Origin of the sequence: Salinarimonas ramus, from assembly GCF_014645695.1 — a bacterium.
Taxonomy (GTDB): domain Bacteria; phylum Pseudomonadota; class Alphaproteobacteria; order Rhizobiales; family Beijerinckiaceae; genus Salinarimonas; species Salinarimonas ramus.
Genome location: NZ_BMMF01000002.1, coordinates 280666 through 294453 on the forward strand (window position 1 = coordinate 280666; position 13788 = coordinate 294453).

At 70.7% G+C, this 13788-nt stretch carries 10 protein-coding genes; 5 read left to right on the plus strand and 5 right to left on the minus strand.

The window, feature by feature from the left end; translation table 11 throughout:
• Positions 1–5: 5 nt before the first annotated feature.
• Positions 6–932 (minus strand): ABC transporter permease, encoded by a 927-nt coding sequence (locus IEX89_RS03640; protein WP_188909682.1) that lies wholly within the window; start codon positions 930–932, stop codon positions 6–8.
• Between the two features lie 105 nt (positions 933–1037).
• Complete coding sequence (locus tag IEX89_RS03645; protein ID WP_373290548.1) at positions 1038–1889, minus strand: ABC transporter ATP-binding protein; 852 nt, start codon at positions 1887–1889, stop codon at positions 1038–1040.
• A gap of 485 nt (positions 1890–2374) precedes the next feature.
• Between IEX89_RS03645 and rutR the strand changes: the two genes are divergently transcribed.
• The gene (gene rutR, locus IEX89_RS03650) at positions 2375–3040 is read left to right on the plus strand and encodes an HTH-type transcriptional regulator RutR (protein WP_188909684.1); all 666 of its coding nucleotides are present in this window, start codon (positions 2375–2377) and stop codon (positions 3038–3040) included.
• A 22-nt stretch (positions 3041–3062) separates the two neighbouring features.
• Here the strand turns inward: rutR and preA are convergent, their stop codons facing one another.
• Positions 3063–4403 carry an NAD-dependent dihydropyrimidine dehydrogenase subunit PreA gene (gene preA, locus IEX89_RS03655; protein ID WP_188909687.1) on the minus strand — a complete coding sequence of 447 codons (1341 nt, stop codon included), beginning with the start codon at positions 4401–4403 and terminating at the stop codon, positions 3063–3065.
• Positions 4404–4417: 14 nt separating this feature from the next.
• On the minus strand, positions 4418–5776 hold the full coding sequence (locus IEX89_RS03660) for an NAD(P)-dependent oxidoreductase (RefSeq protein WP_188909689.1): 1359 nt from the start codon (positions 5774–5776) through the stop codon (positions 4418–4420).
• A gap of 285 nt (positions 5777–6061) precedes the next feature.
• On the opposite strand from IEX89_RS03660, the gene IEX89_RS03665 reads away from it, so the two are divergent.
• Both IEX89_RS03665 and IEX89_RS03670 read left to right on the plus strand, forming a co-directional pair.
• Positions 6062–7525 (plus strand): DegQ family serine endoprotease, encoded by a 1464-nt coding sequence (locus IEX89_RS03665; RefSeq protein WP_188909691.1) that lies wholly within the window; start codon positions 6062–6064, stop codon positions 7523–7525.
• A gap of 152 nt (positions 7526–7677) precedes the next feature.
• The gene (locus IEX89_RS03670) at positions 7678–9483 is read left to right on the plus strand and encodes an IlvD/Edd family dehydratase (protein ID WP_188909693.1); all 1806 of its coding nucleotides are present in this window, start codon (positions 7678–7680) and stop codon (positions 9481–9483) included.
• Between the two features lie 40 nt (positions 9484–9523).
• On the opposite strand, the gene ispG is transcribed toward IEX89_RS03670, so the two are convergent.
• Entirely contained in the window at positions 9524–10795 is a 1272-nt protein-coding gene (gene ispG / locus IEX89_RS03675) for a flavodoxin-dependent (E)-4-hydroxy-3-methylbut-2-enyl-diphosphate synthase (protein WP_188909695.1), read from the minus strand.
• A gap of 230 nt (positions 10796–11025) precedes the next feature.
• On the opposite strand from ispG, the gene IEX89_RS03680 reads away from it, so the two are divergent.
• Positions 11026–12012 (plus strand): ABC transporter substrate-binding protein, encoded by a 987-nt coding sequence (locus IEX89_RS03680; protein WP_188909697.1) that lies wholly within the window; start codon positions 11026–11028, stop codon positions 12010–12012.
• A 6-nt stretch (positions 12013–12018) separates the two neighbouring features.
• Positions 12019–13773 (plus strand): ABC transporter permease, encoded by a 1755-nt coding sequence (locus tag IEX89_RS03685; RefSeq protein ID WP_188909699.1) that lies wholly within the window; start codon positions 12019–12021, stop codon positions 13771–13773.
• Positions 13774–13788 lie beyond the last annotated feature (15 nt).

Below are 13788 nucleotides of genomic sequence, written 5' to 3' on the forward strand. Positions count from 1 at the left end.
GGAGCTCACGGCCGCCCTCCCATCGCCTTCATCACCGCCTTCTCGAGCAGGCCCACCGCCACGACGAGGAGCGCCGCGCAGGCGGCGGCGACGACGAGCGCAGACCAGATCTGGATCGTCTGGCCGTAATACGAGCCCGCCAGAAGCCGCGCGCCGAGGCCCGCCTGCGCGCCCGTTGGCAATTCGGCCACGATGGCGCCGACGAGCGAGATCGCGATGGCGACCTTGAGGCTCGCGAACAGGTACGGCAGCGACGCCGGCAGCCGCAGCTTCCAGAAGATCTCCGCGGTGCTCGCCGAATAGGTGCGCATCAGGTCGCGCTGCATGCGATCGGGCGCCTCGAGCCCCTTCACCATGCCGATCGTGACGGGGAAGAAGCACAGATAGGCCGAGATGATGGCCTTGGGGATGAGCCCGCGCAGGCCGATGGAGCCGAGCACGACGACGATGATCGGGGCGATGGCGAGGATCGGCACCGTCTGCGAGGAGATCACCCACGGCATGAGGCTCTTCTGGAGCGTGCGCAGATGGACGATGCCGACCGCCAGCAGCACGCCGAGCGCCGAGCCCATGAGGAAGCCCACCAGAGTCGCGGAGATGGTCTCGGTGGCGTGATAGACGAGCGAGCGGCGCGAGGTCGGCGCCACGTCCAGCACCGTCTTGTGGAGCTCCACGAGGATCTGGTGGGGCACCGGCAGCATCGGCCGGTCTTCCGCCATGGTCTGCCAGAACACGGCGCCCGCGGACGCGTCCTGCCCCATGCGCGCGAAGCGCTCGGACACGCCCTGCCAGTTCATCGCGACGGCCGCGACGTACCACACGACCATGATCGCCGCGACGACGACGAGCACGGGCCCGACATTGCCGCGCCAAAGCTTGCCGAGGAGGCCCGGGCGGGCGGCGCCGACGAGGGGGATCGAGGTGGTGCTCATAGGCCGCTTCCCCGTGATGCGGGGCCGCTTTCGCGAGACGATGCCGCCGACCTCCTTCCCTGTAGGGGAAGGTGGCGCGCGGAGCGAATCATCGAACCCATCGCCTCAATCATCGTACGAATGCCCCGCGCGAAGGCCCTCGCGGACGCGGAGGGCGATCTTCAGGAATTCGGGGGTCTCGCGGATGTCGAGGGGCCGCTCCGGGCCGAGGTCGCAGTCGATGACGTCGATGATGCGCCCCGGGCGCGGGGACATGACGACGATCTTCGTCGACAGGAACACCGCCTCCGGGATCGAGTGCGTGACGAACACCACCGTCTTGCCGGTCTTCGCCCAGAGCTGCAGCAGCTGCTCGTTCAAGTGATCGCGCACGATCTCGTCCAGCGCGCCGAAGGGTTCGTCCATCAACAGGAGCTTGGGGTCGAAGGACAGAGCGCGCGCGATGGAGGCGCGCTGCTGCATGCCGCCCGAGAGCTGCCAGGGGTATTTCTTCTCGAAGCCGGAGAGGTTGACGAGCTCCAGCATCGCCGCGCGGCGCTTGCGGCGCTCCTCCTTGGAGAGGCCGAAGATCTCGAGCGGAAGGTCGATGTTGCGCCCCACCGTTCGCCACGGATAGAGCGCCGGCGCCTGGAAGACGAAGCCGTAGGCGCGCTTCAGGCGCGCCTCCTCCGGCGTCATCCCGTTGACGGAGATCGAGCCGCCCGTGGCGCGCTCGAGATCGGCGATGACGCGAAGCAGCGTCGTCTTCCCGCAGCCGGACGGGCCGATGAAGGAGACGAACTCCCCGTCGGCGATCTGGAGATCGACGTCGGAGAGCGCGTAGACCGGCCCGTCCGCGGTCTGGAACGTCAGCGAGAGGCCGCGGACGTCGATCACGGGCGCGCTCGCGCCCTGCGGCACGGCGTGCGTCCTCTCGAGCGGTGCGGCGGACCCTGCCATGTACTCCTCCAGACGCATGTCGCTCTTCTCGCCCCTCAGCTTCGTCCGCGCGCGCCGGCCGCGCAAGGGCGCGCATCCCACCGTCCGGCGGTCCTCGCGGCGCACTCTCCCCGGCAAGACGCGTGCCGCATCGCTCCGCAAACCCCCTCCTTCCCTGTAGGGGAAGGTGGCGCGCCGCGCAGCGGCGTGACGGATGGGGCGCGGCGCGCCAGCGATGCGTTCCGCGAAGCGGAAATCTCGGCGTCAGATCTCACACGTCGATTTCGGCTGCGCCGAACGCTGCGCGCCCCATCCGTCTCGGCTTCGCCGAGCCACCTTCCCCTACAGGGAAGGAGGAGGCCGCGCGCTCGTATCTCAGCACCCTCCCCCTGCCCACCACGTCGGCAACGCGCCGATGCGGGCGGCAGAGAGACGACGTCGCCGGGGCGCGCCTCTTCGCTTGCCTCGCGCCGTCCGACCGCCATACGGTCGCGGCAGGCCCGCAGGCGGGTTCGGAGGGCGGGATGGACGAGGGTATCCGGGTGACGCGCGAGGGAGCGAAGCGGCGCGCCGCGCCCCGCACCAAGGCGGGCGAGGCGAACGAGGAGCGCATCCTCGACGCTGCCCTCGACGCGTTCGCAGCTTCCGGCTTCCACGGCGCGCGGATCGACGCGATCGCAGCCACTGCAGGGCTTTCGAAGCCCAACCTCCTCTATTACTTCAAGACGAAGGAGGCGCTCTACCTCGCCGTCCTGCGCCGCACGCTGGACATGTGGCTCGAGCCCCTGCGCGAGCTCGACGAGGCGCGCGACCCGCGAACGGCCCTCGCCGCCTACGTCGTGCGCAAGCTCGACTATTCCCGAGACATGCCCGCGGCCTCGAAGCTGTTCGCGCTGGAGATCCTCCGGGGCGCGCCGCTGCTCGGCCGCGTCCTCGACGGGCCGCTGAAGGCGCTCGTCGACGAGAAGGTCGCGATCCTCGAGCGCTGGATCGCGGCGGGGCGGCTCGCCCCGGTCGATCCGCACACGCTCATCTTCGCGATCTGGGCGACGACGCAGCATTATGCCGACTTCTCCTCGCAGGTCGCGGCCGTGACGGGCCGCACGCTCGCGGACGAGACGTTCTTCGCGGAGACGCGCGAGGGCCTCGTGCGCCTCCTCCTCGACGGGGCCGTGCCGCGCGCGCGGTGAGCCCCGCGCGCCTTGCTGTCCCCTACTCCGCCGGCTCGAGCGCGGCGTCCGTGTCGTAGGCCACCGGCTCCTTGGCCATCGGGTTGTTGGGGTGCTGGGTCCAGTTCCGGTAGGAGCCGTCGACCATGCGGCCGGTGCGCTTGTCGACCTCGTTCTCCAGCGGCACCATGGTGATGCAGTTCTCCACCGGGCAGACGACGGCGCACAGGTTGCAGCCGACGCACTCCTCCTCGATCACCTCGAACTTGCGCACCCCGTCGACCATGTTGGTGATCGCCTGGTGGGACGTGTCCTCGCAGGCGATGTGGCAGCGCCCGCACTTGATGCAGGCGTCCTGGTCGATGGAGGCCTTAACCGCGTAGTCGAGGTTCAGGTACTGCCAGTCGGTGACGTTGGGCACCGCGCGACCGACGAAGTCGGAGACGCGGGAATAGCCCTTCTGGTCCATCCAGTCGGAGAGGCCGGACTTCATCTCCTCGACGATCTTGAAGCCGTAGACCATCGCCGCCGTACAGACCTGCACCGTGCCGGCACCCAGCGCCATGAACTCGGCGGCGTCCTTCCAGGTCTCGATGCCGCCGATGCCGGAGATCGGCATCCCGCGGGTGACCTCCGAGCGGGCGATCTCGGCAGTCATGTTGAGCGCGATCGGCTTCACCGCCGGCCCGCACATACCGCCGTGCGTACCCTTGCCGCCGGTATGCGGCCAGGGGGACATGGCGTCGAGGTCGACGTGCATGATGGAATTGACGGTGTTGATCAGCGACACCGCGTCCGCCCCGCCGCGCTTGGCGGCTTCCGCGGGCTTGCGGATGTCGCCGACATTGGGCGTGAGCTTCACGATGACGGGCATGCGCGTGTGCTGCTTGCACCAGCGCGCGACCATCTCGACGTATTCCGGCACCTGGCCGACCGCAGAGCCCATGCCGCGCTCGGACATGCCGTGCGGGCAGCCGAAATTCAGCTCGACCCCGTCCGCCTCGGTCTCCTCGACGCGCGCGAGGATCGCCTTCCAGCTCTCCTCGGTGCACGGCACCATCAGCGAGACCACCATGGCGCGGTCGCGCCACTTGCGCTTGACCTCCTTGATCTCGCGCAGGTTCACCTCGAGCGGGCGATCGGTGATCAGCTCGATGTTGTTGAAGCCGATGACGCGCCGGTCCGGCCCGTGAATCGCGCCGTAGCGCGGGCCGGACACGTTGACGACCGGCGGGTCCTCGCCGAGCGTCTTCCAGACGACGCCGCCCCAGCCGGCGCGGAAGGCGCGCTCGACGTTGTAGGCCTTGTCGGTGGGCGGCGCGGAGGCGAGCCAGAAGGGATTGGGCGCCTTGATGCCCACGAAGTCGACGGACAGGTCTGCCATGGTCTCGTCCTCCCTCATTCCGCCGCGACGGGCATGCGGGCGGCGAGCGCCCGATCGATGGAGAGGGCGGCCTGCTTGCCGTCCTCCACCGCCACCACGGTGAGATCCTTGCCGCGGGTGCAATCGCCGCCGGCCCACACCTTGGGCAGCGAGGTGCGGCCCTCCGCGTCGACCTTTATCTTGCCGCCCTCGAGCTCGAGCACCGCGCTCTCGTCGGCGACGTCGGTGGGCAGGAAGACCTGGCCGATCGCCTTGAAGAGCTGGTCCGCCGGCAATTCGAAGGTCTCGCCGGTGTCGACGAGCTTGCCGGCCTCGATCGCGGTGCGCATGAACAGCACGGAGGCGAGCACGCCGCCCTCGCCCTTCACCGCGTAGGGCCGCGCGAAATGGCGGATGACGACGCCATTGGTGAGCGCCACCTCCTGCTCGTATTTCGAGGCCGGCATGGCGTCGGCGCCGCGGCGATAGACGAGGGTGACCTCCTCCGCACCGAGCTTCTTCGCCTGCACGGCGGCGTCCACCGCCGTCATGCCGCCGCCGACCACGATCACCTTGCGCCCGACGGGCAGGCTCGCGAGATCCGACGTCTGGCGCAGCCGCTCGATGAAGGCGACGGCGTCCTCGATGTTGGCGAGCCCGTTCTCCTCGATGCCGAGCGCGTTCACCGCCTGGAGCCCGACGCCGAGGAAGACCGCGTCGTACTCCGCCGCGAGGCCCGCGAGCGTGACGTCGCGCCCGAGCCGCTTGCCGGCATGCAGCGTGATGCCGCCCACGCCCATGACGAAGTCGACCTCCGCCTGGGCGAAGCCATCGGTCGTCTTGTAGGCCGCGATGCCGTGCTCGTTGAGCCCGCCCGCCTTCGCGCGCGCCTCGTAGACGTCGACCGTGTGCCCGAGCGTCGCGAGCTTGTGGGCGCACGACAGGCCCGCGGGCCCCGCGCCGACGACGGCGACCCGCGCACCCGTCGCGGCGCCCTGCCGGTAGAGCTGGCGGCCCGTCGAGAACAGCGCGTCCGTCGCGTAGCGCTGGAGGCGCCCGATCTCCACGGGCTTGCCCTCGGCCATGCGCACGCAGGCCTCCTCGCACAACGTCTCGGTGGGACACACGCGTGCGCACATGCCCCCGAAGATGTTGGCGTCGAGGATCGTCTTCGCCGCGCCCTCGGCATTTCCCGTCGAGATCTGGCGGATGAAGAGCGGGATGTCGATCGACGTCGGGCAGGCCTGGATGCAGGGCGCATCGTAGCAGAACAGGCAGCGCTCGGAGGCGACGCGCGCCTCGTTCCGGTCGAGCGCGGGATGGAGATCGCCGAAACCGGCCTCGATGTCGGCTGCCGGGAGGCGCCCGGCGCTGATGTCAGGATGCGTGCTCACGGCATGAGCCTCCCCGTTCCGCGAAGCGGCGGCGCCGCGCGGATGCTTGACGATGATCGGACACGTTCACCCTCGGCCGGTCTCTTTCGGAACGGCTCTAGTTTTGACCATGTGATCAAATCAGCGATGCACTGTCAATTTCGAGGCAGGGTGAAAAGGAAGGCAGGGCCTGCCGAGGGGATGGGCAGCGCGGGGCGGTTCCGCGCAGCGCGGATGACATCCACGCGCCCCCCGCGCTAAACCGGGCGCGGCGGGGCGCTCCCGTCCGAATCGGAGGCTCGATCCATGGCGCGCATCATGTCTCGCGCGACGCTCCTCGCCGGCTTCGCCGCGCTCGCCGCCGCAGCGGCGGCGCTCGCCTGGTCCGGGCCTGGGTCGCAGGCGCAAGATCGGCCCGCGCAGGATCGCCCGGAGGCGGTGCGAGCGGTCCCCGAGAGCGCCGCGCACATCCAGCTGACCTTCGCGCCCCTCGTGCGCGACGCGGCGCCCGCCGTCGTCAACGTCTACGGCGAGAGCCGGCAGCGGGCGCAGAGCGACCCGCGCGAGGACTTCTTCCGCCGCTTCTTCGGCGACGACGCCTTCGGCGGCATGCCGCGCGAGCGGGTGCAGCGCTCGCTCGGCTCCGGCGTCATCGTCGACGCGAGCGGTCTCGTCGTCACCAACAACCACGTCGTGGAGGGCATGGACGAGGTCCGCGTCGCCCTCGTCGACCGGCGCGAGCTCGACGCCGAGATCGTGCTGCGCGATCCGCGCACGGATCTCGCGGTGCTGCGCATCGACGCGGACGAGACCTTCCCCGCCGTGCCGCTCGGCGACGACGCGACGCTCGAGGTGGGCGACCTCGTGCTCGCCATCGGCAACCCGTTCGGCGTCGGCCAGACGGTGACGCAGGGCATCGTCTCGGCGCTGGCACGCACCCAGGTCGGCATCTCCGACTACCAGTTCTTCATCCAGACGGACGCCGCCATCAATCCCGGCAATTCCGGCGGCGCGCTGCTCGACATGGCCGGGCGGCTGGTGGGCATCAACACCGCGATTTTCTCCCGCTCCGGCGGCTCGCATGGCATCGGCTTCGCCATTCCCGCCACGATGGTGCGCGCCGTCGTCGCGAGCGCGGAAGCGGGCTCCGAGCGCGTCCAGCGCCCCTGGCTCGGCGCGAGCCTGCAGGCGCTCACGCCCGATCTCGCCGAGGGCGTGGGCCTGCTGCGCCCCGTCGGCGCCCTCGTCACCGACGTCGACCCGCGCGGCCCCGCGGCCGAGGCCGGCCTCGCCCGCGGCGACGTGATCCTCGCCGTCGACGGCCAGGAGATCTCCGACACGGAGGCCTTCGGCTACCGCTTCGCCCTCGCCGGCGTGTCCGGAGAGAGCGTGCTGCGCGTGCTCGGCCGCGGGGGCGAGCGCGAGCTGCGCGTGCGCCTCGTCCCGCCGCCGGAGGACCCGCCGCGCGAGGCCGTGCGTGTCGACGCGCGCTCGCCGCTCGACGGCGCCGTGGTCGTCAACGTCTCGCCCGCCGTCGCCGACGAGATGCGCATCCTCCAGATCGTCGGCGCGGTCGTCGTCCAGGAGGTGCCGCCCCGCTCGCTCGCCGCGCGCTACGGCTTCCGACCCGGGGACGCGCTCCTCGAGATCAACCGCATGCGCATCGAGGCCACGAGCGACGTCGAACGCGCCCTCTCCCGCGGCCGCGGCGTCTGGGAGCTGACCATCCACCGCGACGGCCGCACGATCACGACGGTGCTGCGGGGGTAGTTCAAAGGCCGCGACATCGATACCTCCCCGTAGAGGCCCCGCAGGGGAGGTATCGCCCCCCTCCCCCGCCCCGTCTTCCCCCGTCGACACGCGCGCCGCGGCGCGTATGATCCCGCGCCGAACACGACGACGAACGACGAAGAGGAAACGCCATGTCCGCGCGCCGCCGCATCTCTCCCGCCGAGCTGCGCTCGCGCCTGTGGTTCGACAATCCCGACAACCCGGGCATGACGGCGCTCTATCTCGAGCGCTACCTCAATTACGGGCTCACCGGCGAGGAGCTGCGCTCGGGCAAGCCGATCATCGGCATCGCGCAGACCGGCTCGGACCTCGCGCCCTGCAACCGCCACCACATCGACCTCGCCGAGCGCGTGCGCGACGGGATCACGGCGGCGGGCGGGCTCGCGCTGGAATTCCCCTGCCACCCGATCCAGGAGACCGGCAAGCGGCCCACCGCGGCGCTCGACCGCAACCTCGCCTATCTCTCCCTCGTCGAGGTGCTCTACGGCTACCCGCTCGACGGCGTCGTGCTGCTGACGGGCTGCGACAAGACCACGCCCGCCTGCCTGATGGCGGCGGCCACCGTCGACATTCCGGCGATCGCGCTCAACGTCGGCCCGATGCTCAACGGCTGGATGGACGGCACCCGCACGGGCTCCGGCACCATCATCTGGTCGGCGCGCGAGCGCCATGCGGCCGGCGACATCGACTTCCAGCAATTCATGGACATCGTCGGCTCGTCGGCGCCCTCGAACGGCCATTGCAACACGATGGGCACGGCCTCCACCATGAATGCGCTCGCCGAGGCGCTCGGCATGTCGCTGCCGGGCCAGGCGGCGATCCCCGCGCCCTATCGCGAGCGCGGGCAGATGGCGTATCTCACGGGCAAGAGCATCGTCGAGATGGTGTGGGAGGACATCAAGCCCTCCGACATCCTCACCCGCGAGGCCTTCGAGAACGCCATCGTCGCCTGCTCGGCGATCGGCGGCTCCACCAACGCACCGATCCACCTCAACGCCATCGCCAAGCACGTCGGCGTCCCGCTCGATTGCGACGATTGGGAGCGCGTGGGCTTCGACGTGCCCCTCCTCGTCAACATGCAGCCGGCGGGGGAATATCTCGGCGAGGAATATTTCCGCGCCGGCGGCCTGCCGGCGGTGATGGCCGAGCTGATCGCGGCCGGCCGCATCCACGAGAACGCGCTCACCGCCAACGGCGCCACGATGGGCGAGAATTGCCGCGGCAAGCATTCCTGGGACCGCGACGTGATCCGCCCCTATGCCGAGCCGCTGCGCGAACGGGCGGGCTTCCTCCACCTGAAGGGCACGCTCTTCGACAGCGCCATCATGAAGACGAGCGTGATCTCGAACGAGTTCGCGCAGCGCTATCTCCAGAACCCGGACGACCCGATGGCCTTCGAGGGCCGCGCCGTCGTCTTCGACGGGCCGGAGGACTACCACCACCGCATCGACGATCCGGCGCTGGGCATCGACGAGGAGTCCATCCTGATCATGCGCGGCGCCGGCCCGCTCGGCTATCCCGGCGCGGCGGAGGTCGTGAACATGCAGCCGCCCGGCGCGCTCATCCGGCGGGGCGTGCGCGCGCTCCCCTGCATCGGCGACGGGCGCCAGTCCGGCACCTCGGCCTCGCCCTCGATCCTCAACGCCTCGCCGGAGGCCGCGGCCGGCGGCGGGCTCGCCCTGCTCGAATCGGGCGACCGGATCCGCATCGACCTGAACAAGCGTTCCGCCGACATCCTGCTGGCGCCCGAAGAGCTGGCGCGCCGACGCGAGGCGCTCGCGGCCAAGGGCGGCTTTCCCTACCCGCCGAGCCAGACGCCCTGGCAGGAGATCCAGCGCGGCATCGTCGATCAGCTCTCGGAAGGGATGGTGCTGAAGCCGGCGACGAAGTACCAGCGCATCGCCACGACCTTCGGCGTGCCGCGCGACAACCATTGAGGCGGGGCGAGCCGGGCGCCTGCCTGCCGCCCGTCGTCGTTCACTCGGCGGCGGAGCGGTCCCCTGCGCCGTAGCGGCGCTCGATGTAGTCGACGACGAGCGCCTTGAAGTCGTCGGCGATGGAGGCGCCGCGCAGGGTCACGGCCTTCTTCCCGTCGATGAAGACGGGCGCCGCCGGCGCCTCGCCGGTGCCGGGCAGCGAGATGCCGATGTCGGCGTGCTTCGATTCGCCCGGTCCGTTCACGATGCAGCCCATGACGGCCACGTTGAGCGCCTCGACGCCGGGATGCGTCGTGCGCCAGCCGGGCATGGACGCGTCGATCCAGTGCTGGATGTCGCGGGCGAGCTCCTGGAACACCGTCGAGGTCGTGCGCCCGCAGCCCGGGCAGGCGGCGACGAGCGGCACGAAGGTGCGAAAGCCCATCGTCTGCAGGAGCTCCTGCGCCGCCTTCACCTCGAGCGTGCGGTCGCCGCCGGGCTCCGGCGTCAGCGAGAAGCGGATCGTGTCGCCGATCCCCTCCTGCAGGAGCACGCCCAGCGCCGCCGAGGACGCGACGATGCCCTTCGAGCCCATGCCGGCCTCGGTGAGCCCGAGATGGAGCGCGTAGTCCGAGCGCCGCGCGAGCTCGCGATAGACGGCGACGAGATCCTGGACGTTGGAGACCTTGGCGGAGAGAACGATGCGGTCCTTGGGAAGCCCGATCTCCTCGGCGCGCTCAGCCGAGAGCAGGGCGGACTGCACCATCGCCTCGCGGGTGATGGCGCCCGCCGGCAGCGGCGCGGGCTCGGCGGCGTTCAGATCCATGAGATGCGTGAGCAGCTCCTGGTCGAGCGAGCCCCAGTTTGCGCCGATGCGCACGGCCTTGCCGTGCTCGATCGCCTTCTCGACGATCATCGAGAATTGCCGGTCCTTCTTGTCCTTGAAGCCGACATTGCCCGGGTTGATGCGGTACTTCGCCAGCGCCTCGGCACAAGCTGGGTGATCGGCCAGCAGCTTGTGGCCGATATAGTGGAAATCGCCCACGAGCGGGACGTCGCAGCCGATGCGGTCGAGCCGCTCGCGTATCTTCGGCACGGCCGCCGCCGCCTCGTCGCGATCGACCGTGATGCGCACGATCTCGGAGCCCGCGAGCGCGAGCTTGGCCACCTGCGCCACCGTGGCGTCGACGTCCGCCGTGTCGGTGTTCGTCATGGACTGCACGACGATCGGCGCGCCGCCGCCCACCTGGACGTGACCGATTCTGACGCCCACCGTCATGTGCCGGGAGGCAGGGCCGGAATTCGTGCGATCGGCGAGGGCGAGGAGGCTCATGGACGCGTCCGGATCGTGCGGCGGGAGATGGTGCCGGCAGGCACCAGAGAGGTGACGCGTGCGGAGCGCCGCGTCAAGGCGTGGTCCCCGCGCTGCGACGACGGGGGCTTTCCCCATGACCGAAGGGCATGTACGTACATTTCCTGTCACCCGAGCGTCACAGGCGCTTGCTACCGCCAGCGTCGATGCGCGTCACCGCGCGCTCCAACACCAGCTCGACGAGGTTCCCCATGAAGACGATCCTGCGTCCCGTGATCGCCGGCCTCGCGCTCGCGTCGGTCTCGACGTTCGCGCTCGCCCAATCCGGCCCGCTGACCATCTACACCTCGCAGCCGACGGAGCAGATGGACACGATCGTGAGCGCCTTCAACGAGGCGTATCCGGACATCGAGGTCGAGGTCTTCCGCTCGGGCACGACCGAGGTGGTGAACCGCCTCCAGGCGGAATTCGCCGCCGGCTCCACGCCCGCCGACGTGCTGCTGATCGCCGACGCCGTCGCCATGACGCGGCTGAAGGCCGACGGCCGCCTCGCCGCCTACGCGGACGCGCCGGTCGAGGGCCTGCCCTCCGCCGTCATCGACCCCGACATGACCTTCTTCGGCACGAAGCTGATCACGACCGGCATCGTCTACAACACCGAGCTCGTCGACACGCCGCCGACCTCGTGGATGGACCTGACCGCGCCCGAGGCCGCCGCCTCGCTGACCATGCCGAGCCCGCTCTATTCGGGCGCCGCCGTCTATCACGTCGGCACCATGGTGCAGCAGCCCGAGTTCGGCTGGGATTATTACGAGACGCTGGCCGAGAACGGCGCCATCGCCGGGCGCGGCAACGGCGGCGTGCTCGAGGCGGTCGCCCGCGGCGAGAAGGCCTACGGCATCATCGTCGACTTCATGCCGCTCAACGCCAAGGCCGACGGCTCGCCGGTGGACTTCGTCTTCCCGTCCGAGGGCGTCTCCGCCATCACCGAGCCGGTCGCCATCGTCGAGGGCACGGACAACATGGAGGCCGCGCAGGCCTTCGTCGACTGGACGCTGTCGGAGGCCGGCCAGCGCCTCTCCGCCGCGCAGGGCTACATCCCGCTCATCGACGGCGTCGAGCTGCCCGAGGGCCGTCCGGCTCCCTCGCAGCTGACGATCCTCGAGGCCGACCTCGACCAGATGATCGCGGACGACGAGGCCAACAAGCGCGCCTTCGCCGACCTGTTCGGCGGCTGAGCCGTCATGCGCGCGCAGGCGACCGACACCGCACGCCTGCGCGCGCCCCTCCCGGCGCGCCTGCGCCCTCCCTCCGGCGAGACGATCCTCCTCGTCCTCGTCGCCATCTACCTCGGGATCTTCACGCTCTGGCCGCTGGGGCGGCTCCTCGTCGAGGGGATGGGCGCCAACGCGGCCGGCGAGACGCTCGGCATCCTGCGCGACCAATGGGCCTCGCGCTCGACCTCCCGCGCGCTGTGGAACACGCTCGAGGCCGGCAGCCTCGCGACCCTCGTCTCGATCCTGCTCGGCGGGTCGATGGCGTTCCTGGTCGCGCTCACCAACGTGCGGGCCAAGACGGCGCTGACCTTCGCGCTGCTGCTACCGCTCCTCGTGCCCTCGCAGATCACGGCGCTCGCCTGGATCGAGCTGATCGGCCCCACCTCCCCCATCCTGCGCCCGCTCGGCCTCGCGAGCCCGCCGGGCACGACGAACCCGCTCTATTCGCTCGGCGGCATCGTCCTCGTCATGGGCGTCGAGCATGCCGCTCTCGTCTTCCTCGCCGTGCGCGCGGGCCTGCGCGCGATCCCGCGCGACCTCGTGGAGGCGGCGCGCATCTCGGGCGCGCGCCCGCTCGTCGCGACGCTGAGGATCGTCGTGCCGCTCGCCATGCCCTCGCTGATCGCGGGCGCGGCGCTCGCCTTCGTCTCGGCCATCGGCAATTTCGGCGTCCCCGCGCTCCTCGGCATTCCCGGGCGCTACACGATGCTGACCACGCTGATCTACCAGCGGCTCAACGGCTTCGGGCCCTCGGTTCTCGGCGAGGTCGCGGCCATCGCGCTGATCCTCGTCCTCGTCGCGGTGGCGGGGCTTGTGCTGCGCGCCCTCGTCGCGGCGCGGATGCATGCGCGCGTCGAGCGCGCGAGCGCCATGCTCGCCCCCTTCCCGCTCGGGCGCGCGCGCGTGCCGGTGGAGAGCGCGATCTGGGCGGTGCTCGTGCTCGTGTCCTTCCTGCCGCTCGCCGCCCTTCTCGCCGCCTCGTTCACGCCGGCCGTGGGCGTGCGCCTGTCGCTCGAGACGCTCACGCTCGACCACTACCGCTTCGCCGTGATCGGCAACGAGACGACGCGGCGCGCCTTCGCGAACTCGTTCCTCCTCGCGGGCGCCACCGCGCTGGCGGCCGGGCTCGTCGCGGTGCCGCTCGCCTATCTCGCGGTGATGCGCCGGATGGCGGCGGCGCGCGCGCTCGATCTCGTGGCGGACACGCCCTACGCCATCCCCGGCACCGTGCTCGCCATCGGCGCGATCCTCGTCTTCCTGCCGCCGCTGCCGATCCTCGGCGTGTCGGTGTACAACTCGCTCTGGATCATCCTCTTCGCCTATTTCGCGCGCTTCATGACGCTGGCGCTCAGGCCCGTGACGGCGAGCCTGGAGACGATCGAGCCCGCCCTCGACGAGGCCGCGCGCATCGCCGGCGCGCGCGCCTTCCGGCGGCTGTTCTCGATCATCCTGCCCGTCGCGGCGCCGGCGGCGGTGGCAGGCGGCCTCCTCATCTTCATGACCGCCTTCAACGAGCTCACGGTCTCCGCCCTGCTCTGGTCGTCGGGCGCGGAGACGCTGGGCGTCGTCGTCTTCTCGCTGCAATACGAAGGCAACTCCCCCGCCGCCGCGGCGCTCGCCACGGCGACGGTGGTGGTGACGCTCCTCCTCGCCTACGTGCTCGACGTCCTCGGCCGGCGCCTGCCGGGCGACGTCGTGCCCTGGCGCGACGCGTCGGCGTGAGGACGGACGCGGCGA